The organism is Roseovarius salinarum (assembly GCF_002834145.1).
GTDB classification, from domain to species: Bacteria; Pseudomonadota; Alphaproteobacteria; order Rhodobacterales; family Rhodobacteraceae; genus Roseovarius; species Roseovarius salinarum.
This window is the reverse complement of record NZ_PHNT01000001.1, coordinates 487,731-508,515: the sequence shown is the minus strand read 5'-3', so window position 1 is coordinate 508,515 and position 20,785 is coordinate 487,731. Positions and strand designations below refer to the sequence as shown.

General features: G+C 67.1%; 19 protein-coding genes. 15 read left to right on the top strand and 4 right to left on the bottom strand.

Going from position 1 to position 20,785, the window contains the following annotated elements:
* The first annotated feature begins 73 nt into the window (after nt 1-73).
* From pcaF to CEF10_RS02580, 7 genes are read left to right on the top strand one after another with little or no spacing between them, the layout of a single operon-like run.
* Nucleotides 74-1,276, top strand: a complete 1,203-nt coding sequence (pcaF, locus tag CEF10_RS02610) for a 3-oxoadipyl-CoA thiolase (RefSeq protein WP_101065820.1) — start codon at nt 74-76, stop codon at nt 1,274-1,276.
* Between the two features lie 18 nt (nt 1,277-1,294).
* The gene (paaA, locus tag CEF10_RS02605) at nt 1,295-2,284 is read left to right on the top strand and encodes a 1,2-phenylacetyl-CoA epoxidase subunit PaaA (RefSeq protein WP_101065818.1); all 990 of its coding nucleotides are present in this window, start codon (nt 1,295-1,297) and stop codon (nt 2,282-2,284) included.
* Nucleotides 2,285-2,306: 22 nt separating this feature from the next.
* Nucleotides 2,307-2,645, top strand: a complete 339-nt coding sequence (gene paaB, locus CEF10_RS02600; RefSeq protein WP_101065816.1) for a 1,2-phenylacetyl-CoA epoxidase subunit PaaB — start codon at nt 2,307-2,309, stop codon at nt 2,643-2,645.
* Entirely contained in the window at nt 2,645-3,415 is a 771-nt protein-coding gene (gene paaC / locus CEF10_RS02595; protein WP_101065814.1) for a 1,2-phenylacetyl-CoA epoxidase subunit PaaC, read from the top strand. The genes paaB and paaC overlap by 1 nt, the downstream gene beginning before the upstream one ends.
* A gap of 26 nt (nt 3,416-3,441) precedes the next feature.
* Complete coding sequence (paaD, locus tag CEF10_RS02590) at nt 3,442-3,903, top strand: 1,2-phenylacetyl-CoA epoxidase subunit PaaD (protein ID WP_101065812.1); 462 nt, start codon at nt 3,442-3,444, stop codon at nt 3,901-3,903.
* 13 nt (nt 3,904-3,916) lie between these two features.
* Nucleotides 3,917-4,993, top strand: a complete 1,077-nt coding sequence (gene paaE / locus CEF10_RS02585; RefSeq protein ID WP_101065810.1) for a 1,2-phenylacetyl-CoA epoxidase subunit PaaE — start codon at nt 3,917-3,919, stop codon at nt 4,991-4,993.
* A 16-nt stretch (nt 4,994-5,009) separates the two neighbouring features.
* Nucleotides 5,010-5,774 carry a Phenylacetic acid catabolic protein gene (locus CEF10_RS02580; protein WP_101065808.1) on the top strand — a complete coding sequence of 255 codons (765 nt, stop codon included), beginning with the start codon at nt 5,010-5,012 and terminating at the stop codon, nt 5,772-5,774.
* A gap of 151 nt (nt 5,775-5,925) precedes the next feature.
* On the opposite strand, the gene CEF10_RS02575 is transcribed toward CEF10_RS02580, so the two are convergent.
* From CEF10_RS02575 to paaG, 4 genes are read right to left on the bottom strand one after another with little or no spacing between them, the layout of a single operon-like run.
* Entirely contained in the window at nt 5,926-6,522 is a 597-nt protein-coding gene (locus CEF10_RS02575) for a TetR/AcrR family transcriptional regulator (protein WP_101065805.1), read from the bottom strand.
* Between the two features lie 4 nt (nt 6,523-6,526).
* Nucleotides 6,527-7,837, bottom strand: a complete 1,311-nt coding sequence (gene paaK, locus CEF10_RS02570) for a phenylacetate--CoA ligase PaaK (RefSeq protein WP_101065803.1) — start codon at nt 7,835-7,837, stop codon at nt 6,527-6,529.
* Between the two features lie 33 nt (nt 7,838-7,870).
* Nucleotides 7,871-8,305, bottom strand: coding sequence for a hydroxyphenylacetyl-CoA thioesterase PaaI (gene paaI / locus CEF10_RS02565; RefSeq protein WP_101065801.1), 435 nt, complete (start codon nt 8,303-8,305; stop codon nt 7,871-7,873).
* A gap of 2 nt (nt 8,306-8,307) precedes the next feature.
* Nucleotides 8,308-9,093, bottom strand: coding sequence for a 2-(1,2-epoxy-1,2-dihydrophenyl)acetyl-CoA isomerase PaaG (gene paaG / locus CEF10_RS02560; protein ID WP_101065799.1), 786 nt, complete (start codon nt 9,091-9,093; stop codon nt 8,308-8,310).
* A 69-nt stretch (nt 9,094-9,162) separates the two neighbouring features.
* Between paaG and CEF10_RS02555 the strand changes: the two genes are divergently transcribed.
* The 8 genes from CEF10_RS02555 (at nt 9,163) to CEF10_RS02520 (ending at nt 20,692) form a co-directional block, all read left to right on the top strand.
* Nucleotides 9,163-11,223 carry an FAD-dependent oxidoreductase gene (locus CEF10_RS02555; protein ID WP_101065797.1) on the top strand — a complete coding sequence of 687 codons (2,061 nt, stop codon included), beginning with the start codon at nt 9,163-9,165 and terminating at the stop codon, nt 11,221-11,223.
* A 38-nt stretch (nt 11,224-11,261) separates the two neighbouring features.
* On the top strand, nt 11,262-12,284 hold the full coding sequence (locus tag CEF10_RS02550; RefSeq protein ID WP_101065795.1) for a TRAP transporter substrate-binding protein: 1,023 nt from the start codon (nt 11,262-11,264) through the stop codon (nt 12,282-12,284).
* Nucleotides 12,285-12,370: 86 nt separating this feature from the next.
* A complete protein-coding gene (locus tag CEF10_RS02545) occupies nt 12,371-12,877 on the top strand; it encodes a TRAP transporter small permease (RefSeq protein WP_101065793.1) in 507 nt (168 codons plus the stop codon).
* Nucleotides 12,874-14,226, top strand: a complete 1,353-nt coding sequence (locus CEF10_RS02540) for a TRAP transporter large permease (protein ID WP_101065791.1) — start codon at nt 12,874-12,876, stop codon at nt 14,224-14,226. Before CEF10_RS02545 ends, CEF10_RS02540 begins: the two co-directional genes overlap by 4 nt.
* 139 nt (nt 14,227-14,365) lie before the next feature.
* The gene (gene paaZ / locus CEF10_RS02535; protein WP_101065789.1) at nt 14,366-16,396 is read left to right on the top strand and encodes a phenylacetic acid degradation bifunctional protein PaaZ; all 2,031 of its coding nucleotides are present in this window, start codon (nt 14,366-14,368) and stop codon (nt 16,394-16,396) included.
* Nucleotides 16,397-16,427: 31 nt separating this feature from the next.
* A complete protein-coding gene (locus CEF10_RS02530; RefSeq protein WP_101065787.1) occupies nt 16,428-17,231 on the top strand; it encodes a PaaX family transcriptional regulator C-terminal domain-containing protein in 804 nt (267 codons plus the stop codon).
* A gap of 86 nt (nt 17,232-17,317) precedes the next feature.
* Complete coding sequence (locus CEF10_RS02525; RefSeq protein WP_101065785.1) at nt 17,318-19,342, top strand: CocE/NonD family hydrolase; 2,025 nt, start codon at nt 17,318-17,320, stop codon at nt 19,340-19,342.
* Nucleotides 19,343-19,390: 48 nt separating this feature from the next.
* Entirely contained in the window at nt 19,391-20,692 is a 1,302-nt protein-coding gene (locus tag CEF10_RS02520; RefSeq protein WP_101065783.1) for an ATP-grasp domain-containing protein, read from the top strand.
* The last annotated feature ends 93 nt before the right edge of the window (nt 20,693-20,785 follow it).

Below are 20,785 nucleotides of genomic sequence, written 5' to 3'. Positions count from 1 at the left end.
CGCCGAATCGCTTGGGCGTATATTTCGACCAAACGGTCGGTTTATATTCGGCCAAAAGAGGGAGAGGCACTTCATGGACGCACTGATCTGCGACGCGATCCGCACGCCCATCGGACGCTACGGCGGCGCCCTGTCTGCGGTCCGCACCGACGACCTGGCGGCATATCCCATCGCCGCGCTGAAGGACCGGAACGGACAGGTTGACTGGGCCGCAATCGACGACGTGATCATGGGCGATGCCAACCAGGCAGGTGAAAGCAACCGCAACGTGGCCCGCATGGCCGCGCTGCTGGCCGGCCTGCCGGTGGAAGTGCCCGGCACCACCATCAACCGCCTGTGCGCCAGCGGCATGGATGCCGTCGGGATGGCCGCCCGCGGAATCCGCGCGGGCGACTACGACATGACGATTGCCGGCGGCGTCGAGAGCATGACCCGCGCGCCCTTCGTCATGCCCAAGGCCGAGGCGCCCTTCAGCCGCGCGACGGCCGTTTACGACACCACGATCGGCTGGCGTTTCGTCAATCCGAAGATGAAGGCCGAGCACGGGACGCACTCGATGCCCGAGACGGCCGACAACGTCGCCGCCGACTACGCCGTCTCGCGCGAGGATCAGGATGCCTTCGCGGCCCGCAGCCAGGCCCGCTGGGCCGCCGCGCACGAGGCCGGCATCCTCGCCGAGGAGATCGTCCCGGTGTCGGTGCCGCAGCGCAAGGGCGACCCGGTGGTCGTCGACACCGACGAACATCCCCGTCCCGGCACCACGGCCGAGAAGCTTTCGGGCCTCAAGGGTGTCAACGGGCCCGACCTGAGTGTCACCGCCGGCAACGCCTCGGGCGTGAACGACGGGGCCGCCGCACTTCTGCTGGCCAATTCCGCGGCCGCCGAACGCAACGGCCTGACCCCCATGGCCCGCGTGGTGGGCATGGCCACCGCCGGCGTGCCGCCCCGGGTGATGGGTATCGGCCCCGTGCCGGCCACGCGGAAGGTGCTGGAGCGCACCGGCATGACCATCGACCAGATGGATGTGATAGAATTGAACGAGGCCTTCGCGAGCCAGGCGCTGGCGACGCTGCGCGAACTTGGCATTCCCGACGATGCGCCCCATGTCAACGCCAATGGAGGCGCCATCGCCATGGGCCATCCCCTGGGCATGTCGGGGGCACGGCTGGTGCTGACGGCGGCCTACCAGTTGAAACGCACCGGCGGGCGCTACGCGCTGTGCACGATGTGCGTGGGTGTTGGGCAGGGCGCCGCCCTGATCCTGGAACGCGTGTGATAAAGGGAGGACCCCGGAATGTATGCACAGATGGTCAAGAGCACAGGCAAGGGCGTGAAGACGCGCGAGGAGATGTCCGAGGACGAACGCGCCTTTCAGGACAAGATCGACGCCGACACGAAGATCGAGCCGCGCGACTGGATGCCCGAGGAATACCGCAAGACGCTGGTGCGCCAGATCGGCCAGCACGCGCACTCGGAAATCGTGGGCCAGCTGCCCGAGGGCAACTGGATCACCCGCGCGCCCACGCTCGAACGCAAGATGATCCTTCTGGCAAAGGTGCAGGACGAGGCCGGCCACGGGCTTTACCTTTACTGCGCGGCGGAAACCCTCGGCGTCAGCCGTGACGACCTGACCGAGGATCTGCTGTCGGGCAAGATGAAGTATTCCTCGATCTTCAACTACCCCACCCTGAACTGGGCCGACATCGGCGCGGTCGGCTGGCTGGTCGATGGCGCGGCGATCATGAACCAGGTGCCGTTGCAGCGCACCTCCTACGGGCCCTATTCACGGGCGATGATCCGCATCTGCAAGGAGGAAAGCTTCCACCAGCGGCAGGGCTACGACATCATGATGAAGATGGCGCAGGGCAGCCCCGAGCAGAAGCGCATGGCGCAGGATGCGCTCGACCGCTTCTGGTACCCGTCGCTGATGATGTTCGGCCCGTCCGACAAGGACAGCGTGCATTCCGCGCAGTCCATGGCGTGGAAGATCAAGATCAACACCAACGACGAACTGCGCCAGAAGTTCGTGGACCAGACGGTGCCGCAGGCCGAATACCTGGGCCTGTCGATCCCGGACCCGGACCTGACGTGGAACGAGGAAACCGGCCACTACGACTTCACCGAACCGAACTGGCAGGAATTCTTCGACGTCATCAAGGGCAACGGCCCCTGCAACACCGAGCGGATGAACGACCGCACCCGCGCCTGGGAAGACGGCCGCTGGGTGCGCGAGGGGCTGATGGCCCACGCCCGCAAGAAGGCCGCCCGCACCGCGGCCGAATGAGACACGCCCGAGGAGGAGAGACATGAGTTCCGTCAGCCCGTCGGCCTATCCCGACACAGAGTCCGAGAAGAAACCCGAGCGCAAGGAATGGCCGCTGTGGGAGATCTTCATCCGCGGACAGCACGGCATGAGCCACCGCCACGTCGGCAGCCTGCATGCCCCTGACGCCGAGATGGCGATCAAGAACGCGCGCGACGTCTACACCCGCCGCAACGAGGGCGTCTCGATCTGGGCGGTGGAATCGCGCCACATCGCGGCCACCGTGCCCAGCGAGAAGGGCCCGCTGTTCGAACCGTCGGAAAGCAAGGTCTACCGCCACCCGACGTTCTTCGACATTCCCGACGAAGTGGGGCAGATGTGATGACAGAGACGATCGACAAGACGGCCCTGCTGCAGTTCCTGCTGCGCATGGGCGACAACACCCTGATCCTGGGCCACCGCGTGTCGGAGTGGTGCGGCCACTCGCCGGTGCTTGAAGAGGACATCGCGCTGGCCAACACCGCGCTGGACCTGATCGGCCAGACCCAGCTTTGGCTGGACTACGCCGCCGAGGTACAGGGCGAAGGCAGGACCGCCGACGACCTCGCCTTCCTGCGCGACGCCTGGGATTTCCGCAACGTCCTGCTGGTCGAGCTGCCCAACGGCGATTTCGGCCAGACGCTGATGCGCCAGTTCCTTTACGACGCCTGGGCCTCGATCATGCTGGGCAGGCTGCAGAAATCCGCCGACGAGCGCGTGCGCGAGATCGCCGAGAAGGCGGCGAAGGAGAACGCCTACCACGTGGAACGCTCTGCCGACACGGTCGTGGGGCTGGGCGACGGCACCGAGGAAAGCCACGCGCGCATGCAGGCGGCGCTGGACTACCTCTACCCCTACGTGGGCGAGCTGTTCGAAAGCGACGCCACCGACGCCGCGATGGCCGAGGCCGGCATCGCCCCCGATCCGGCCAGCCTGCGCGCGGAATACGACGCCTTCGTCGGCCGCGTGATGGCCGAGGCGACGCTGACCATTCCCGAAAAGGCCTACGTGCACCGGGGCGGGCGCAGCGGCACCATGCACACCGAGCACCTGGGCCACCTGCTGTGCACCATGCAATGGCTGCAGCGCGCCTACCCCGGCTGCCAGTGGTAACGCACCCGCGGACAGGAGGCACGACCATGACCCGGCCGAGTGTCGATCAGGTCTGGGAATGGCTGGGCGCCATTCCCGACCCCGAGATCCCCGCGATCAGCCTGACGGATCTTGGCATCATCCGCGACGTGGACTGGCAGGACGACACGCTTGTCGTCACCGTCACGCCCACCTACTCGGGCTGCCCGGCGACGTCGCTGATCAACATGGAGATCGAGACGGCGTTGCGCGGCCACGGCATCGAGAACCTGGAGCTCAAGCGCCAGCTCAGCCCGGCGTGGACGACCGACTGGATGACCGAGGAAGGCCGCGCCAAGCTCGAGGAATACGGCATAGCGCCGCCCCAGCCCGCCGGCGGGCCCGAGCGTTGCCCGCGCTGCGGTGGCGCCAACCTCGAGAAACTCAGCCAGTTCGGCTCGACCCCGTGCAAGGCGCAGTGGCGCTGCCGGGACTGTCTCGAGCCGTTCGAATACTTCAAGTGCATCTGAGGGAGGAGCCCCCATGGCACGCTTTCACGAACTGGAAGTCACCGACATCCAAAAGACGATCCGCGACGCGGTCGTGGTGACGCTCAGGCCCGCGAACGGTGCGGCCGACGCGTTCGATTTCACGCAGGGGCAGTACCTGACCTTCCGCCGCGATTTCGACGGCGAGGAATTGCGCCGCTCCTACTCGATCTGCGCCGGGCGCGACGAGGGCATCCTGCAGGTCGGCATCAAGCGGGTGGACGGCGGCGCCTTCTCCACCTGGGCCAACGAGGAGATGCAGGTCGGCGACCGGATCGAGGCGATGCCGCCGATGGGCGCGTTTCACACCCCGCTCCACCCGGACAACGAAAAGCATTACCTCGGCTTCGCCGGCGGCTCGGGCATCACGCCCGTGCTGTCGATCCTCAAGACGGCATTGTCGCGCGAGCCGAAGTCGACCTTCACGCTCGTCTATGCCAACAAGGGCGTGAACACCATCATGTTCCGCGAGGAACTGGAAGACCTCAAGAACACCTACCTGGGCCGGTTCAACGTCATCCACGTGCTCGAAAGCGACACGCAGGAGATCGAGCTGTTCACCGGGCTGGTGACAGAGGAAAAATGCCGGCAGCTCTTCGACAGCGGCTTCATCGACATCGACACGGTCGATACCGCCTTCATCTGCGGGCCCGAGCCGATGATGCTGGGAATCTCCAGCGCCCTGCGCAACGCGGGGCTGACGGACGACCGGATCAAGTTCGAGCTGTTCGCCTCCGCCCAGCCGGGGCGCGCAAAGCGCAAGGCGGTGTCGAAACAGGCCGCGAACGCGGCCAACCAGACGTCCGTTTCCGTCACGCTCGACGGCGCGACGCAAACGGTCAAGGTGCCCAAGGACACCGCGATCCTCGACGCCGCCCTGGAAAACAGCATGGACGCCCCCTTTGCCTGCCGGGCCGGGGTCTGCTCCACCTGCCGCTGCCGGGTGCTGGAGGGCGAGGTCGAGATGGTCGCCAACCACGCGCTGGAGGACTACGAGGTCGAGAAGGGCTATGTCCTGTCGTGCCAGTCCTACCCGGTCACCGACAACGTCACCGTCGATTACGACCAGTGAGAGGAAGGGGCATCCCATGGCCGACGACATGAGCATCGAAGACTATCTTGCGCAGGGCGGCAAGCTGACGAACCCCACCAACGTTCCGCCGCGCTACCGCGCGGAACTTCTCAAGCTGATGGCAACCTTCGTGGACAGCGAACTTGCCGGTGCCGCGGGCTTTGCCGACATCATCAATGAAGGCCCCGGCATCAAGGAACGCATCGCCGCGGCCAAGATCGTGCTGGAAAAGACCGACAATGCCGACCGCGTGCTGCGGATCATGGGAGACTTCGGCGCCGACACCGCGCGCTACGCCAACCACCATCCCTGGACCGCGCGGCTGGACCGGGACGCCGACATCGGCGCACAGCGCAGCGAACATGACATGCGGCTCGCGGTCTTCAACTATCCCCTTGCCGGCTGGGCCGACGCGGTGGTGATGAACCTGTTGATGGGCCGCGCCGTGGGCATCCAGCTGGACGAGTTGGCCCGCGTCTCCTACCAGCCGCTGGCCGAGGCCTTCCGCACCGTCGCACCGGTCGAGACCCGCCACGTCGAACTGGCCGAGGAAGGCATCGACCGCCTGATGGAGACCGAGGGCCGCGCGGCACTGCAGGCCAGCGTCGATTACTGGTGGCCGCGGGTGGCCGGTTCCTTCGGCGCCACGGATTCGAACAAGTTCGAAAGCCTCCGCGCGATGGGTCTGCGCCACGAAACGAATGCTGACCTGCGCGCCCGCTGGGAGACCGGGACGGCCGGCGCGCTGGACAACCTCGGGCTCGCGAAGGGCCAGGCCTAGCGCCGGAAGGCGGACTCGCCCCTTCACCTTGGGTCAAATACTCCGGGGAGTTTGAGGGGCGGCGCCCCTCAAGGCCCGCGCGGCCCGAGCGCACATGAAAAGAGCGCGCCGAAGGCGCTCCTTCTGATCAAGACCCTCTGCAAAGCGGGCGTCAGATGCCCCTGACACCGTAGAGCGTGAGATCCGCGACCAGCCGGGCGTAGTCGCGCCGCGCGGCATCGCCTGCGCCGGTGTTCCACATGTAGTACCAGTTCAGCATCCCGAAGACGGACATGGTCGCCGCGCGCAGCTTGTCGCGGTCCTCGGCGAAAACCTCCGGCGCGATGTCGCGGATGATGCCGCCCAGGAACCTCACCATCTCGCGCTGGAAGCCGCGCAGCACCTTCTGCTGGGCGGGCGGCAGCTTCTCGACACCGTTGACCTGCACCCGGTGCTCGTGGTCCGACCCCTGGTAGGCGAACAGGATCTCGTGGACCACCCGCCGCAGGCGGCCCTCCGCGTCCAGCCCCGACAGGTCGATGCCGCAGATGCGATCCCGAAGGCCGCGAAGGTAGGTTTCAAGGATGTCGTAAAGAATCGCGTCCTTGCTGTCGTAGTAATGGTAGATGTTGGCCTTCGAGATCCCGCATTCGCGGGCAAGCTGGGTCATGGTGGCCCGGTCGAAGCCCTCCTCGGCGAACACCTTGGCGGCGGATCCCAGGATCTGCGCGCGCTTCTGGTCGTGGTCCTTGGCGATCGTCCGGGCCACGGCGTTACCCCTTGTCGCGGTTGTCGATCACGCGCTTGGCCTTGCCCTGGCTGCGTTCGATCTCGCCGGGGTCGCGCACGTCGATCTCGGTCGAAATGCCCACGACGTCCTTGATGTGCTTGTGCAGCATCCGTGCCGCGGCTGTCTTCGACGCCTCGTCGGTGGAATCCTCGGCCGCCTCCACGTGCACGCGCATCGCGTCCATGCGCCCTGCACGGTACAGTTCGATCTGGAAGTGGTTGGTCAGGCCGCCGGTGGCCAGCACCTGTTCCTCGACCTGGGTAGGGAAGACGTTGACGCCGCGCAGGATGATCATGTCGTCCGAGCGTCCGGTGATCTTCTCCATACGGCGCATGCTGCGCGCGGTGCCCGGCAGCAGCCGCGTCAGATCCCGCGTGCGGTAACGGATCATCGGCAGGCCTTCCTTGGTCAGCGTTGTGAAGACCAGCTCGCCCATCTCGCCATCCTCGACCGGTTCGCCGGTTTGCGGGTCGATGATCTCGGGCAGGAAATGGTCCTCCCAGATGTGCAGCCCGTCCTTGGTCTCGACGCATTCGTTGGCCACGCCCGGCCCCATGATCTCGGACAGGCCGTAAATGTCGACGGCGTGCATGTCGAAGGCTTCCTCCACCTCGGCGCGCATGGCATTCGTCCAGGGCTCGGCGCCGAAGATACCCACCTGCAGGGAACTCTCGCGCGGGTCGAGACCCTGCTTGTGGAACTGCTCGAGGATGTTGAGCATGTAGGACGGTGTCACCATTATGGTCGACGGCTTGAAGTCGTCGATCAGCGTGACCTGCCGCTCGGTCATCCCGCCCGAGACGGGCACGGTGCTGCAGCCCAGCCGCTCGGAACCATAGTGTGCCCCCAGCCCGCCGGTGAACAGCCCGTATCCATAGGCCACGTGCACGATGTCGCCGGGCCGCGTTCCGCTGGCGCGCATCGACCGCGCCACCATGTCGGCCCACACGTCGATGTCGCCCCTGGTATACCCCACCACCGTCGGTTTGCCGGTCGTGCCGGACGATGCGTGAATGCGCACGATCTGTTCGCGCGGGACGGCAAACAGACCGAAGGGGTAGTGATCGCGCAGGTCCGTCTTGTAGGTGAACGGGAACTTGGAAAGGTCGCTGAGCTGCCTGAGGTCGTCGGGATGGACCCCCGCCGCGTCGAAGCGCTCGCGGTACATCGGGACGTTGTCATAGGCGTGGCGCACCGACCACTTGAGACGGTCCAGTTGCAGGCTGCGGATTTCGTCGATCGAGGCGATCTCGATCGGCTCCAGGTCGGATTTCGTCGGGGTCAGGTCTTTCATCGTCTCCTCCTCGCCGGTTCTGCGCCGGTCGGTCTAGTCGTCGTCTTCGTCAAACAGCCGGCCGTTGATGGTCCGCGACATGCCGCGGAACTCGGCGATCACGGTGCCGTCCTGGTTGGTCACGGTCACGTCGTAGATGCCGTTTCGCCCGTTCAGCGCAACCTCGCGCGCCGTCGCGATCATCCGGTCACCCTGCTTGCCCGGCGCGACGTAGCTGATGACGTTGTGCTGGGCGACGGTGGACTGGTTGCGGCTGTTGCAGGCGAAGGCAAAGGCGCTGTCGGCCAGCATGAAGGTCAGTCCGCCGTGGCAGATCGCGTGGCCGTTGCAGTGGTGCGGCTGCACGGTCAACTCCAGGGTCGCTTCCCCTTCGTCGACATGGGTGATCTCCATGCCCGCCCATTGCGAGGCTCCATCGTCCGACCACATGGCGGCCGCGGCTCTTTCCGCGCGTTCCTTCGGTGTCATGCTCATTTACCCTGGAAATTCGGTGCGCGTTTCTCGATGAAGGCCGAAACGCCTTCGGCGTAATCCGCGCTTTCGCCGCAGGTCTTCATCGCGTCGGCCTCGAGGTCCAGATGCGCGTCGAGCGTATCGGTCGCCGCGGCCTGGATCGTCTGCTTGGTCATCCCGAGACCCAGTGTCGGCCCCTCGGCCAGCTTTCCTGTCAGCGCGCGCGCCTCATCCATCAGCGCCTCGTCGGGCACCGCCTTCCAGATCAGGCCCCAGTCCGCGGCCTGCGGCGCCGTCAGCGGCTCCCCGGTGAACGCCAGCCCCTTGGCGCGTGCCTCGCCCAGCAGGCGCGGCAGGTGCCAGCTGCCCCCGGTGTCGGGAATCAGCCCCACCTTGGCGAACGACTGGATGAACTTGGCGCTTTCCGCGGCCAGCACCATGTCGCAGGCCAGCGAAAGGTTCGCCCCGGCCCCGGCCGCGACGCCGTTGACGGCGCAGACCACGGGAAAATCCAGCGACCGGATGAGCCGGACGAGCGGCGCGTAGAAGGTGCGCACGGTGTGGCCCAGATCGGGCGGGCCATCCATCTTCGACGGATCGCGGTCGCCGAGATCCTGGCCCGCGCAGAACCCGCGCCCCGCGCCGGTCAACAGCACCGCCCGCGCGCCGCCATCGCGCGCGGATTCGAGCGCGGCATAAAGCGCGCGGTGCATTTCGTCGTTGAAGCTGTTCAGGCGGTCGGGCCGGTTCAGGGTGATCTCGACCCAGGCACCGTGGTTCGTCGTCAGAATCGTATCGCTCATGAGGGGCCTGCCGTTCAAAATTCAATTCACTACTTGCATAAACCGAACGGTTGGTCAATAAATATCCGCATGAGTGAATCACGCCCAGAAACCGGCCCCGAGGCCGCCGCGGACAGACCCACCGTCACTGTCGAACGCGCGGGAGAGATCGCGTGGGTGACGATCGACAACCCGCCGGTGAACGCCACGTCCAACGCCGTGCGTGCCGATCTGGCCGGGGCGGTGAAGGATGTTCAAGGCGCCCGCGTCGCCGCCTTGCGTTGCGCGGGGCGGACCTTCATCGCCGGCGGCGACATGACGGAATTCGATGCACCGCCGGTGGAACCACATCTGCCCGATGTCGTGCAGATGATCGAGGACTCCGACGTGCCCTTCGTCGCGCTGATGCACGGCAACGTGCTGGGCGGGGGCCTCGAGATCGCGATGGCCTGCGCCTGGCGCATTGCCGCTCCGGGCACGGGCTTCGGACTTCCTGAGGTGAACGTCGGCCTGATTCCCGGCGCCGGCGGCACGCAGCGCCTGCCGCGGCTGGTGGGCATGGAGGCGGCGATCGATATCGCCTGCCGCGGCCGCATCGTGAAAGCCGAGGAGATGCTCGAGCTGGGCGGAATCGACCGCATCGCCGACGACCCCGAGCGCGCCTTCGACGAGATGGCCGCAGACCTGCCCGGGCGTCCCGTGCCGGTATCGCGGCGCGAGGTCCCCGCATTCGCGCCCGATCTGATCGACGAGACCGAAAAGAGCCTGCGCAAAAAAGCGCGCGGCCAGCAGTCACCGCTGGAGAACCTTGTGGCCCTGCAATGGGCCGCCTCCGAGCCCTTCACGACAGGCCAGCCCCGCGAGCGCGCCCGCCATCTGGAATTGCGCCAATCGGCCGAGAGCCGCGCCCTGCGCCACGTCTTTTTCGCGGAACGCGCGGCCGCCCGCCCGGCGACCATCGAAGGGGCCGCCCCGCAAGAAATCACGCGAATCGCCATCGTCGGTGGCGGGCTGATGGGCGCGGGCATCGCCTCGACCGCGCTGACCGCCGGTATCGCGGTAACACTGATCGAACGCGACGCCGAGGCCGCCCGGGGCGCACACGACCGCGTCGCCGGCCTTCTTGACGGGGCCGTGAAGCGCGGCAAGATGGACGCGGCCACGCGCGACGCCGCGCTGGAGGGGTTCGCGGCGGTCGACGATTATGCCCGCGCGGCCGGCGCCGAACTGGCGATCGAGGCGGTGTTCGAGGACGCCGACGTCAAGCGCGACGTCTTCGCCCGTCTGTCCGAGGTGATGAGCGAGGACGCCATCCTTGCCACCAACACCTCCTACCTCGATCCGCGCGAGATCTTTCGCGATATCCCCGCGCCGGGACGGTGCCTTGGGCTGCACTTCTTCTCGCCCGCGCACATCATGAAACTCCTCGAGGTCGTCCGGACCCCGGATACCGACGCCGAGGTGCTGGCCACCGGCTTTGCGCTGGCCAGGCGGCTCCGCAAGATGCCGGTGCTGTCGGGCATCTGCGACGGCTTCATCGGCAACCGCATCCTCGCCGCCTACCGCCGCGCGGCCGATTACCTTCTGGCAGACGGCGCATTGCCTCACGAGGTGGACGCGGCGATGCGCGGTTTCGGCATGGCGATGGGGCCCTACGAGGCACAGGACATGGCCGGGTTGCAGATCGCCTGGGCCAACCGCAAGCGGCAGGCAGCCACCCGGCCCGCCGGGGAACGCTACGTCACCATTGCCGACCAGCTTTGCGAGATGGACCGGCTTGGACGCCGCAGCGGCAAGGGCTGGTACGACTACGGAGACGACGGCAAGCCGCAACGCTCGTCCGAGGTCGAGGCGCTGATCGAGGCCCATTCGCGCGAGCAGGGCATACCCCGCCGCACTTTCACCGCTGACGAGATCACCGCACGCCTTCTGGCCGTGATGGCCAACGAGGGGCTGCGCATCGTCGAAGAGGGGATCGCCGAACGCGCCGGGGACATCGACGTGGTGGAAATCCACGGCTATGGTTTCCCCAGATGGCGGGGCGGCCCGATGCACCACGCCGCCGAGATCGGCTGGGACACGACGAGGAGGAACATGCACCTGGTGGCCGAGGAAAGCCCCGGGTCATGGGTTCTGGCATCCACGCTTTGAACGCAAACCGAAAGCCATTTTCACCAAGGGAGGACCAAATGGCACAACACCGCAAGATCACTTCGCTGCTGGCCGGCGCCGCGCTGGCATTCAGCGGAACCGCGGCCTTCGCCGCGGACTACACGCTGACGATTTCCAGCTGGGCACCGCCGACGCACAACATCAACGCCAAGATGTGGCCGAAGTTCACCGAGATGGTCGAGGAGGCCACCGACGGCAAGGTCACGACCGAACTGAAGCTTGGTCTCGCCCCGCCGCCGGCGCAGATGGACCTGATCCAGGATGGCGCCGCCGACCTGTCGATCATCTTCCACGGCTACCAGGCGGGCCGCTTCGTCACCACGAAGCTGATCGAGCTGCCCGGCTACACCGGCAACGCCGAGGAGGCCTCGGTCGCCTACTGGCGCGCCTATGACAAGTACCTGTCGAACGCCAACGAGCACCGCGGCGTGAAGGTCGTGGCGATGCACACGCACGGTCCGGCGCAGCTGCACACCGCGGACAAGGTCACCGAGCTCGACGAGATCTCGGGCCTGAAGCTGCGCGTCCCGGGTGGCGTCGGCGGCGACGTTGGCGAGGCACTGGGCGCCACCGGCATCAAGGTGCCCGCGCCCAAGGTTTACGAAACGCTGGCATCGGGTGCCGCCGACGGCGTCGTGATGCCCGTGGATTCGCGCCAGGGCTTCAAGCTGACCGAGGTCGCGCCGCACCTGTACGAAATGCCCGGCGGCTTCTACCGGGGGTCGTTTGCCTTCATCATGAACGAAGGCTCGTTCCAGCGGCTGCCCGAAGACATCCGGACGGCACTGGAAGAAGAGGTGTTCGGCGAACCCATCAGCCGCGAGATCGGCAAGATCTGGGATGCCGGCGACCAGAACAGCCTCGAGCTGACGAAGGAGACCGAGGGCAACACGATCACCGTGGCCTCGGAGGCCGACCAGGCCAGGTTCGAGGAAATCTCGGCCAGCATCATCGACTCGGTCATCGAGGAAGTGGGCGAAACCGGCGTGGACGCGCAAGCCGCCTACGACATGCTCACCGAGGCGCTGTCCGAGGACTGATCGCCGCAACGTGACATGGCCCCGGCGGCCCGCCCGGCCGCCGGGGCCGCACCCCGATTTCCCCCCGTGATCCGGAGGCCCGCGCCATGAGACCCTTGCTGCACGCTGTCCGAAAGCTGGACAGGGTTCCGATCCTCGTCGCCTGCGGCGCGCTTTTCGCGCTCATGGTGATGACGTTCTTCGACGTGATCCTTCGGTCGACCTTCAACGCGCCCATCGAGGCGGCGACGGAGCTCACCCGCATTTTCGTGGCCATCGCCGTGTTCTCGGTTCTGCCGCATGTGTCGGTGACGAACTACCACATCTGCGTGGACCTCACCGACGGCCTCTTCCAGCGCTACCGGCTCGAGAAACTCCGCGACGGGCTGATCCTGATCGCCTCGGGCGTGATGCTGTTCTGGCCGACGCAGCGGGTCATCGTTCTGGCCGAACGCACGCGCAGCTACGGCGACGTGACCGAATACCTCGCGATCCCGCAGTTCTACATCATGTGGTTCATCGCCATCGCCACCGGAATCGCGGCCGTGTCAATGGTCGTGGCCGGGCTGCTGACCCTTCTCGCCCCGCAACTTCTGAGGGATGACACCCAATGACCGCCGCGCTTCTCGGATTCGCCCTCGTCCTCGTCCTGGTCCTGCTGCGCATGCCCATCGTGTTCGCGATGGGGCTGGTCGGCACCTTCGGCTTCGCATATGAGCGCAGCGGCAGCCTGTTCGACGCCTGGGGGCTTCAGGCGGCCATGTCGATGGTCGGCCGCCAGATCATCGACACCGCGCAAAGCTACGGGCTGTCGGTGGTGCCGCTGTTCATCCTGATGGGGTTGTTCGTCAACAAGGGCGGCATGGCGCGCGAACTCTACGCCGTCTCGAACGCCTTCCTCGGCCACATGCGCGGCGGCATCGCCATGGCCACGGTCGCCGCCTGCGGCGGGTTCTCCGCGATTTCGGGCTCGTCGCTGGCCACGGCCGCCACGATGTCGAAGGTCGCGATGCCCGAGATGCGCCGCTACGGCTATTCCGACCGGCTCTCGACCGCCTCGATCGCCGCCGGCGGCACGCTGGGCATCCTGATCCCGCCCTCGGTGATCCTCGTGATCTACGGGCTGATGACGGAAACCTCCATCGGCAAGCTGTTCGTTGCAGGCATCATTCCCGGCGCGATGGGCATCCTGTTCTACCTGTTCGCGGTGCGCTACACTGTCTGGCGCACGCCCGATGCCGGGCCGGCGGGATCGCGGTTCTCCTGGCCCGAACGCCTGAATGCGCTGCGCTCGGTCTGGGCGGTGCTGCTGCTCTTTGTCCTGGTGATCGGCGGGCTTTACGGAATCTTCGACGTCTACCCGATCTACCTGACGTTCTCGCCCACCGAGGCCGCCGGCATGGGCGCGATGGGCGCGTTCCTGATCGCGTTGTCGCGCGGCGGGCTGACACTGTCCAGCACCATCGAGGTGCTGAAGGACACCACGCTGACGGCCTCCGCGCTGTTCTCGGTGCTGATCGGCGCGCAGATCTTTTCCAACTTCGTCAACCTCGCTGGCCTGCCGGAGGCGCTGATCCGGATCGTCACCTATTACGACGTGCCGGCCTATGTGGTCATGATGATGATCCTGCTGATCTATGTCGCGCTTGGGTGCGTCTTCGAATCGCTCTCGATGCTGCTGCTGACGGTGCCGATCTTCTTCCCTCTGGTGACCGAGCTCGGCTACGATCCGATCTGGTTCGGCATCGTCGTCGTGGTGGTGACCGAGATCTCACTCATCACGCCACCCGTCGGGCTAAACGTGTTCATCCTCAAGGGCGTGGTGGGCGACGTGACGACAGGAACGATCTTCCGCGGCGTGACGCCCTTCTGGATCGCGGACATCTTCCGGCTGGCGCTGATCGTGCTGATCCCGTGGCTCGTGCTTGTCCTGCCCGAGAACATGGGGGCGATGGGACACTGAAATGCGCGCGCGCCCGGGAGCAGCCGGCGGGGGCAGTGCCCCCCGACCACGAATTCGCAAATCGCGCGGCGCCGCGTGAACGGCCGCAAGCCCGTCGGCCCCGCCCGGCGTCCCGCGCAACTCAACCAGGGATGACGACATGACGATTCAACAGGTATCAAGCTTCGCCGCCGGTGACTGGGTCAAACCCGGCAAGGGCGCGCGCGAGATTGCCAGCGCGATCACCGGCGACCCCATCGCCGAGGCCGGCAACGCCGCGCTGGATGCACAGGCGATGCTGGACCATGCGCGCGACGTCGGCGGGCCCGCCCTGCGCAGGATGACCTTCCACGACCGCGCCCGCATGCTCAAGGCGCTGGCAATCCACCTCGGCCAGCACAAGCAGGCGCTCTACGACCTGTCCTTCGATACCGGCGCGACGCAAAAGGACCACCTGATCGACATCGACGGCGGCATCGGCACGCTGTTCGTCTTCGCCTCCAAGGGCCGGCGCGAGATGCCCGACGGGCACGTCTACCTCGACGGAGGCGTCGAGCAGCTGTCGCGCGACGGATCCTTCCTGGGCCAGCACGTCTGCACGCCGCTGCAGGGCGTGGGCGTGCACATCAACGCCTACAACTTCCCCGTCTGGGGCATGCTGGAGAAGCTGGCGCCGACGATCCTGGCCGGCGTGCCGGCGATCGTGAAGCCCGCGACCAGCACCTGTTACGTCACCGAGGCCTGCGTGCGCCTGATGCTGGAGGCCGACATCCTGCCCGCCGGCGCGTTGCAGTTCGTCGCCGGCGGTCTGGGCGACATGCTCGACCGTCTGACCTGCCAGGACGTGGTCAGCTTCACCGGCTCCGCGCACACCGCGCTCAAGCTGCGCTCGGCGCCGCACATCCTCGAGAACTCCGTCCGTTTCGTGGCCGAACAGGACAGCCTGAACGCCTCGATCCTCGGCCCCGACGCCGACCCGGACAGCCCCGAATTCGACCTTTTCGTCAAGGAGGTCTGCCGCGAGATGACGGCCAAGGCGGGCCAGAAATGCACCGCGATCCGCCGGATCATCGCGCCCAACGACAGGGTCGAGGCGGTGATCGAGGCGGTCTCGGCGCGGCTGGCCAAGACCACCATCGGCGACCCCCGGAAGGAAACGACGCGCATGGGCGCGCTCGTCTCCGCCAGCCAGAAGCGCGACGTGCTCGACAAGATCGCCGTCCTCGGCCGGGAAGCCGAACGGGTCTTCGGCAATCCCGACGACTTCGCGGTGGACGGCGCCGACCCCGAGAAGGGCGCGTTCCTGCCGCCGATGCTGTTCCACTGCGCCGACCCGGACGGCGCGCAGCGCGTCCACGACACCGAAGCCTTCGGCCCCGTCAGCACGGTCATGGGCTACCGCGACCTGGATCACGCCATGGCGCTGGCCAACCGCGGCGAGGGGTCTCTGGTCACCTCTGTCATCACCCACGACGGCGACGTCGCCCGCCAGGCGGTGCTGGGGGCGGGCGCGTATCACGGGCGCATCTACCTCAACGACCGCGCCTCGATGAAGGAAAGCACAGGCCACGGCTCGCCCCTGCCGCACATGGTTCACGGCGGCCCCGGTCGCGCCGGCGGCGGCGAGGAACTGGGCGGCGTGCGCGGCGTCACCCACTACATGCAACGCACCGCCGTTCAGGGATCGCCCGATCACCTGACGGCGATCGGCGGGCAATGGGTGCCCGGCGCGGCCGAGGTGAAAGGCCCCGCGCATCCCTTCACGCGCCGCTTCGGCGAGCTGGCCATCGGCGAAACGCTTCACACGGCAGCGCGCGAGGTCACGCTGGAGGACATCGAGCATTTCGCGGAGTTCACCGGCGACACCTTCTACGCGCACATGGATGCCGAGGCCGCCGAGCGGAACCCGTTCTTCCCCGGACGGGTGGCACACGGCTACCTGCTGATCTCCTTTGCCGCCGGGCTTTTCGTGGAGCCGGCCGAGGGGCCTGTGCTGGCCAACACCGGGCTCGACAACCTGCGCTTCATGAAGCCGGTCGAGCCCGGCGACAGTGTCAAGGTGCGCCTGACCGTCAAGAAGAAGACCCCGCGCACCGAGGACTACGGCGAGATCCGCTGGCACGTCACCATGACCAACCAGGACGACGAGCAGGTGGCGGAATACGACCTTCTGACCATGAACGCCTATTGAGGCCCCTGCATCGCCCGGCTATACTCGGGTGATGCAAATTCTTGATACGCAAGAAAAAATCGATGTTCTGAGCGGATGCGGCCCGCTCAAGGTCTGGTCGGTGGTGGTGACGATCCTCGGGGACATGTGCACCACCCCCGACGACAGGATCGGTGGCAAGCTTCTGACCGCACTCGCGGGGCGAATGGGTGTGACCGCGCAGGCCGTGCGCGTCGCTGTGCATCGGCTGCGTGCCGACGGGTGGATCGAAAGCGAAAAGGCGGGGCGCGAGTCGCTTTATGGCCTTTCGGGTCACGGCTGGACGGAAACCCAGGCCGTGCGCCCCGTGATCTATTCCGGCGCCATGCCGACGCCCGGCGAACCCTGGCTGATCGTCGCACCACCGCACCTGTCGGCGGCCGATTTCACCGCCCGGCTGCCGGCGACGGCGATCGGCCTCGGCCCGCGCACCGCGCTGGTCGAGACCCCGCCGACAGCGCCCGACACGGACATGCTGCTGGCACGGGCGCGCCCGGATCACATACCGGGCTGGCTTGTCGATCTTCTGGCCGACGGGGAGCTGCGCAGCGAATACGACCGCCTTGGTGCCTGCACGCGACGGGCGATGGCCGGGCCCCGGCCCGATAACCTGCTGGATTCGACGGTGCTGCGCCTGCTGATCCTGCACCACTGGCGCCGTCTGCGGTTGCGTCACGGCGCGCTGCCCGACATGCTGCTGCAATCGAAATGGGAAGGTGCGCGCGCGCGCCGCGCGGTCGCGGAGGCGCTGGAGGTCTTTCCACGCCCTGCCCTTCCCGAACTGGCGGCGGCGCAGGAAGACGCCACGCCCGACTGAGCGGCGGGCGCACCGGGGCATTGATGTTGCCCACGCCGTCGGATCGTCTAGATTGCAGTCCGGTCAGTCCATTTCGAAAGGGCCCGATGACACACCCCTCGCGCCACCAGCCCGCACGCCGCGTCGAAATCCTCGATCCCGTCTGGATAGAGATGGACGACGGCACCCGCCTTGCCGCCAAGATCTGGCTGCCCGCGGGCGCACGCGGCGCGCCGGTGCCAACGGTGATGGAGTACATCCCCTACCGCCGAAGCGACAACAAGGCCACGCGGGATCACCAGATCCACGCGCATTTCGCCGCCCACGGCTATGCCAGCATCCGGGTGGACATGCGCGGCTCGGGCGATTCCGAGGGCATCCTCGAGGACGAGTACCTGCCGCGCGAAATGCGCGACGGGCTGACGATCCTGCGCTGGATCGCCGCTCAGCCGTGGAGCAACGGGCGCGTGGGGCTGTTCGGCCTGTCTTGGGGCGGGTTCAACGGTTTGCAGATCGCGGCCCTGCGCCCGCCCGAGCTGGGCGCCGTCATCACGGTGTGCTCCTCCGATGACCGCTACGGCGACGACGTGCATTACATGGGCGGCTGCCTGCTGACGGACAACCTGTCGTGGGCGGGCAACATGTTCGCCTTCAATTCCTGCCCGCCGGACCCCGCCACCGTGGGCGACAGCTGGCGCGAGATCTGGCGCGAACGGCTGGAAAAGAACGGCCACTGGCTGAAAACGTGGCTGAGCCACCAGCACCGCGATGCCTACTGGAAACAGGGGTCGATCAGCGAGGATTACGCGGCGATCGACGTGCCCGTGATGGCCGTCAGCGGCTGGCGCGACGGCTACACCAACCCCGTCTTCCGGATGATGGAGAACCTCGACGTCCCGCGCCGCGCGATCGTCGGGCCGTGGGGGCACCGCTATCCCCACACCGGCGGGCCGGGACCGGCGATCGATTTCCTGGGCGAATGCCTGGACTGGTGGGACCGCTGGCTGCTGGGCCGGGAAAACGGCGTCGAGGCAGAGCCGCGGATGCGCGCGTGGCTGATGGACGCGTCTTCGCCGCTGACACCGTCGAGCCCGGGCCGCTGGATCGCCGAGGACGACTGGCCGTCGCCGCGTCTCGAACCGCGCACCTTGCACCTTGGCAACGGTGGGCTCCATGCGCGGCCCGACGACTGCACCGCGCAGGAAGAGGTCTCGATCCGCAGCCCCCTGGGCGTGGGATTGTTCGCGGGCAAATGGTGCTCCTACGCCGAGGAGACCGACCTGCCGTGGGACCAGCGACAGGAAGATGGCGGCGCACTGCTGTTCGACACCGAGCCGCTGGACGAGCCGCTCGAGATCCTCGGCGCCCCGCGCGTGGAATTCGAGGTGGCCGCGGACCAGCCGGTGGCGATGATCGCGGTGCGGTTGTGCGATGTCTCGCCCCTCGACCGGTCGTCGCGGGTCAGCTACGGCGTGCTCAACCTGTGCCACCGCGACAGCCACGAGGCGCCCGCGCCCCTTGAACCGGGCACGTTCTACAAGGTCTCGGTCACGCTCAACAACATCGCGCAGCGGTTCAACGCGGGCCACCGCGTGCGGCTGGCGGTCTCCAGCTCCTACTGGCCGCTGGCGTGGCCCTCGCCGCGGCCGGCAAAGCTGACGATCCGCACCGCCGGGTCGCGCCTGACGCTGCCGGTCCGCCCCCCGCGCGAGGCCGACAGCGACCTGCGCCCCTTCGGCCCGCCGCAGATGGCCGAGGCCCCGCCCACCACGCTGCTGGCGCCCGCCGACCGGCGCTGGTCCGTCAACTTCGACCTGGCCAGCAACCAGGTGGCGCTGGACGTCATCAACAACGACGCGCGCTACGTCTTCGCCGACACGGGCCTCGAGGTGGGACGCGACACGCGCGAAAGCTATTCCTACACCGGCAACGACTATGCGACACTGCGCGGAGAGGTGGCGCAGGAACGCCACTTCCGCCGGGGCGAGTGGGACGCGCGCACCGTGACCCATACCACGCTGACGGCGACCGAGGGCACCTTCCAGATCCGGGCGACGCTGGACGCCTACGAAGGCGACGCGCGCATATTCGCGCGCAGCTGGGACGAAGAGGTGCCGCGCGATCTTGTGTGACGGGCGCGCGCCGGTATGATTCCGCCTGCAACGCAAGGAGGCGCGCCAATGGCATCCGACCGCAAGCAGGTCTTTCTCGTCGGGCTTGACGAGTTCAACCTCGAAACCCTCAACGAGCTGCCACAGGCCGAGGAATGCGAATTCCGCCCGGCTCTGACGCTGGCGGAGATGCGCGACGACCCCGATGTGGACATCCCCGCGCTGGTCGACCTGGCCGCCGGCCGCATGGCCGAGGCACCCGGCGGGCCGGCGGGCGTGGCCAGCTTCTTCGATTTCCCGGGCACGATCATCGCCTCGATCCTCGCCTCGCGGTTCGGCCTGCCGGGCCCCAACCTCGAAAGCCTTCTGAAGTGCGAACACAAGTACTGGTCGCGGCTCGAACAGGCCAAGGTCGCCCCGGACGCCGTCCCGGTGTTCCGCGCTTTCGATCCGTTCGACGACGACGCCTTTTCCAGGATCGGGCTGGTGCCGCCCTTCTGGATCAAGCCGGTGAAGTCCTTCCGGTCCTACCTGGCCTACGCGATCCACGGCGAACGCGAATTCGCGGACATCATGGAAAAGTGCCGCGCCGAGGGACCCGCGATCACCGACCCCTTCCTGCGCATGATGCGCGACTACGACATGCCGCCGGAGTTGTCGGAGTCGTCCAGCACCTTCATCGCCGAATCCTCCATCGGCGGCGCGCAATGCACGCTGGAAGGGTATTCCTACAACGGGCAGGTGGTGGTCTATGGCGTGGTGGACTCGGTGCGCGACCCCGACAGCTCGTCGTTCGCGCGCTACGAATACCCCTCGATGCTGCCGCTCGAGGTCCAGCACCGCATGATGGACATCGCCCGCGCGGTGATCGGGCAGTTCGGCTACGACAACGGGCCGTTCAACGCCGAGTTCTTCTACGACCAGTCGAACGACGCGATCTGGCTTCTCGAGATCAACCCGCGCGCGTCGCAAAGCCACGCGGACCTGTTCCAGAAGGTCAACGGCGTGTCGCATTTCTCGACGGTCATCGACCTGGCGCTGGGGCGCAAGCCGCGCACGCTGGGCCGTGACGGGCCGTGGAACCTGGCCGCGCATTTCTTCTACCGTGCCTACGAGCCGGGGCGCGTGACATATGTGCCGTCGTCCCGGGCGCTGGAGCGTCTGCAGGCCCGCCAGCCCGACACGCGGGTGAAGATCGAGGTGAACAAGGGCGACAACCTCGGCGATCTGCGGTTGCAGGACAGCTACAGCTTCGAACTGGCCAACGTCTACGTGGGCGGGCGCGACCGCATGGACGTTCTGGAACGCTACGACCGGGTGCTCGACGCGCTGCAGTTCGAGATCGAACCGCCGCAGGAGGCCGCCGGATGAACCGCGCACATGGCCGACGGCCGATGTCGTTTTCCGGTTTGCATGGCGCTTCATGTTGATTGACAGTCGGCAACAGTCGCAGGACCCTGCGAG

What these genes read in the sequence shown, in the direction of transcription:
- paaI (WP_101065801.1), bottom strand. Translation starts at nt 8,305, where the DNA reads ATGACACCGAAGGAACGCGCGGAAAGAGCCGCGGCCGCCATGTGGTCG.
- CEF10_RS02580 (WP_101065808.1), top strand. Translation starts at nt 5,010, where the DNA reads ATGGCCGACGACATGAGCATCGAAGACTATCTTGCGCAGGGCGGCAAG.
- paaC (WP_101065814.1), top strand. Translation starts at nt 2,645, where the DNA reads ATGACAGAGACGATCGACAAGACGGCCCTGCTGCAGTTCCTGCTGCGC.
- CEF10_RS02530 (WP_101065787.1), top strand. Translation starts at nt 16,428, where the DNA reads ATGCAAATTCTTGATACGCAAGAAAAAATCGATGTTCTGAGCGGATGC.
- CEF10_RS02525 (WP_101065785.1), top strand. Translation starts at nt 17,318, where the DNA reads ATGACACACCCCTCGCGCCACCAGCCCGCACGCCGCGTCGAAATCCTC.
- paaE (WP_101065810.1), top strand. Translation starts at nt 3,917, where the DNA reads ATGGCACGCTTTCACGAACTGGAAGTCACCGACATCCAAAAGACGATC.
- CEF10_RS02555 (WP_101065797.1), top strand. Translation starts at nt 9,163, where the DNA reads ATGAGTGAATCACGCCCAGAAACCGGCCCCGAGGCCGCCGCGGACAGA.
- CEF10_RS02550 (WP_101065795.1), top strand. Translation starts at nt 11,262, where the DNA reads ATGGCACAACACCGCAAGATCACTTCGCTGCTGGCCGGCGCCGCGCTG.
- CEF10_RS02545 (WP_101065793.1), top strand. Translation starts at nt 12,371, where the DNA reads ATGAGACCCTTGCTGCACGCTGTCCGAAAGCTGGACAGGGTTCCGATC.
- paaD (WP_101065812.1), top strand. Translation starts at nt 3,442, where the DNA reads ATGACCCGGCCGAGTGTCGATCAGGTCTGGGAATGGCTGGGCGCCATT.
- paaB (WP_101065816.1), top strand. Translation starts at nt 2,307, where the DNA reads ATGAGTTCCGTCAGCCCGTCGGCCTATCCCGACACAGAGTCCGAGAAG.
- paaG (WP_101065799.1), bottom strand. Translation starts at nt 9,093, where the DNA reads ATGAGCGATACGATTCTGACGACGAACCACGGTGCCTGGGTCGAGATC.
- CEF10_RS02520 (WP_101065783.1), top strand. Translation starts at nt 19,391, where the DNA reads ATGGCATCCGACCGCAAGCAGGTCTTTCTCGTCGGGCTTGACGAGTTC.
- paaK (WP_101065803.1), bottom strand. Translation starts at nt 7,837, where the DNA reads ATGAAAGACCTGACCCCGACGAAATCCGACCTGGAGCCGATCGAGATC.
- paaZ (WP_101065789.1), top strand. Translation starts at nt 14,366, where the DNA reads ATGACGATTCAACAGGTATCAAGCTTCGCCGCCGGTGACTGGGTCAAA.
- paaA (WP_101065818.1), top strand. Translation starts at nt 1,295, where the DNA reads ATGTATGCACAGATGGTCAAGAGCACAGGCAAGGGCGTGAAGACGCGC.
- pcaF (WP_101065820.1), top strand. Translation starts at nt 74, where the DNA reads ATGGACGCACTGATCTGCGACGCGATCCGCACGCCCATCGGACGCTAC.
- CEF10_RS02540 (WP_101065791.1), top strand. Translation starts at nt 12,874, where the DNA reads ATGACCGCCGCGCTTCTCGGATTCGCCCTCGTCCTCGTCCTGGTCCTG.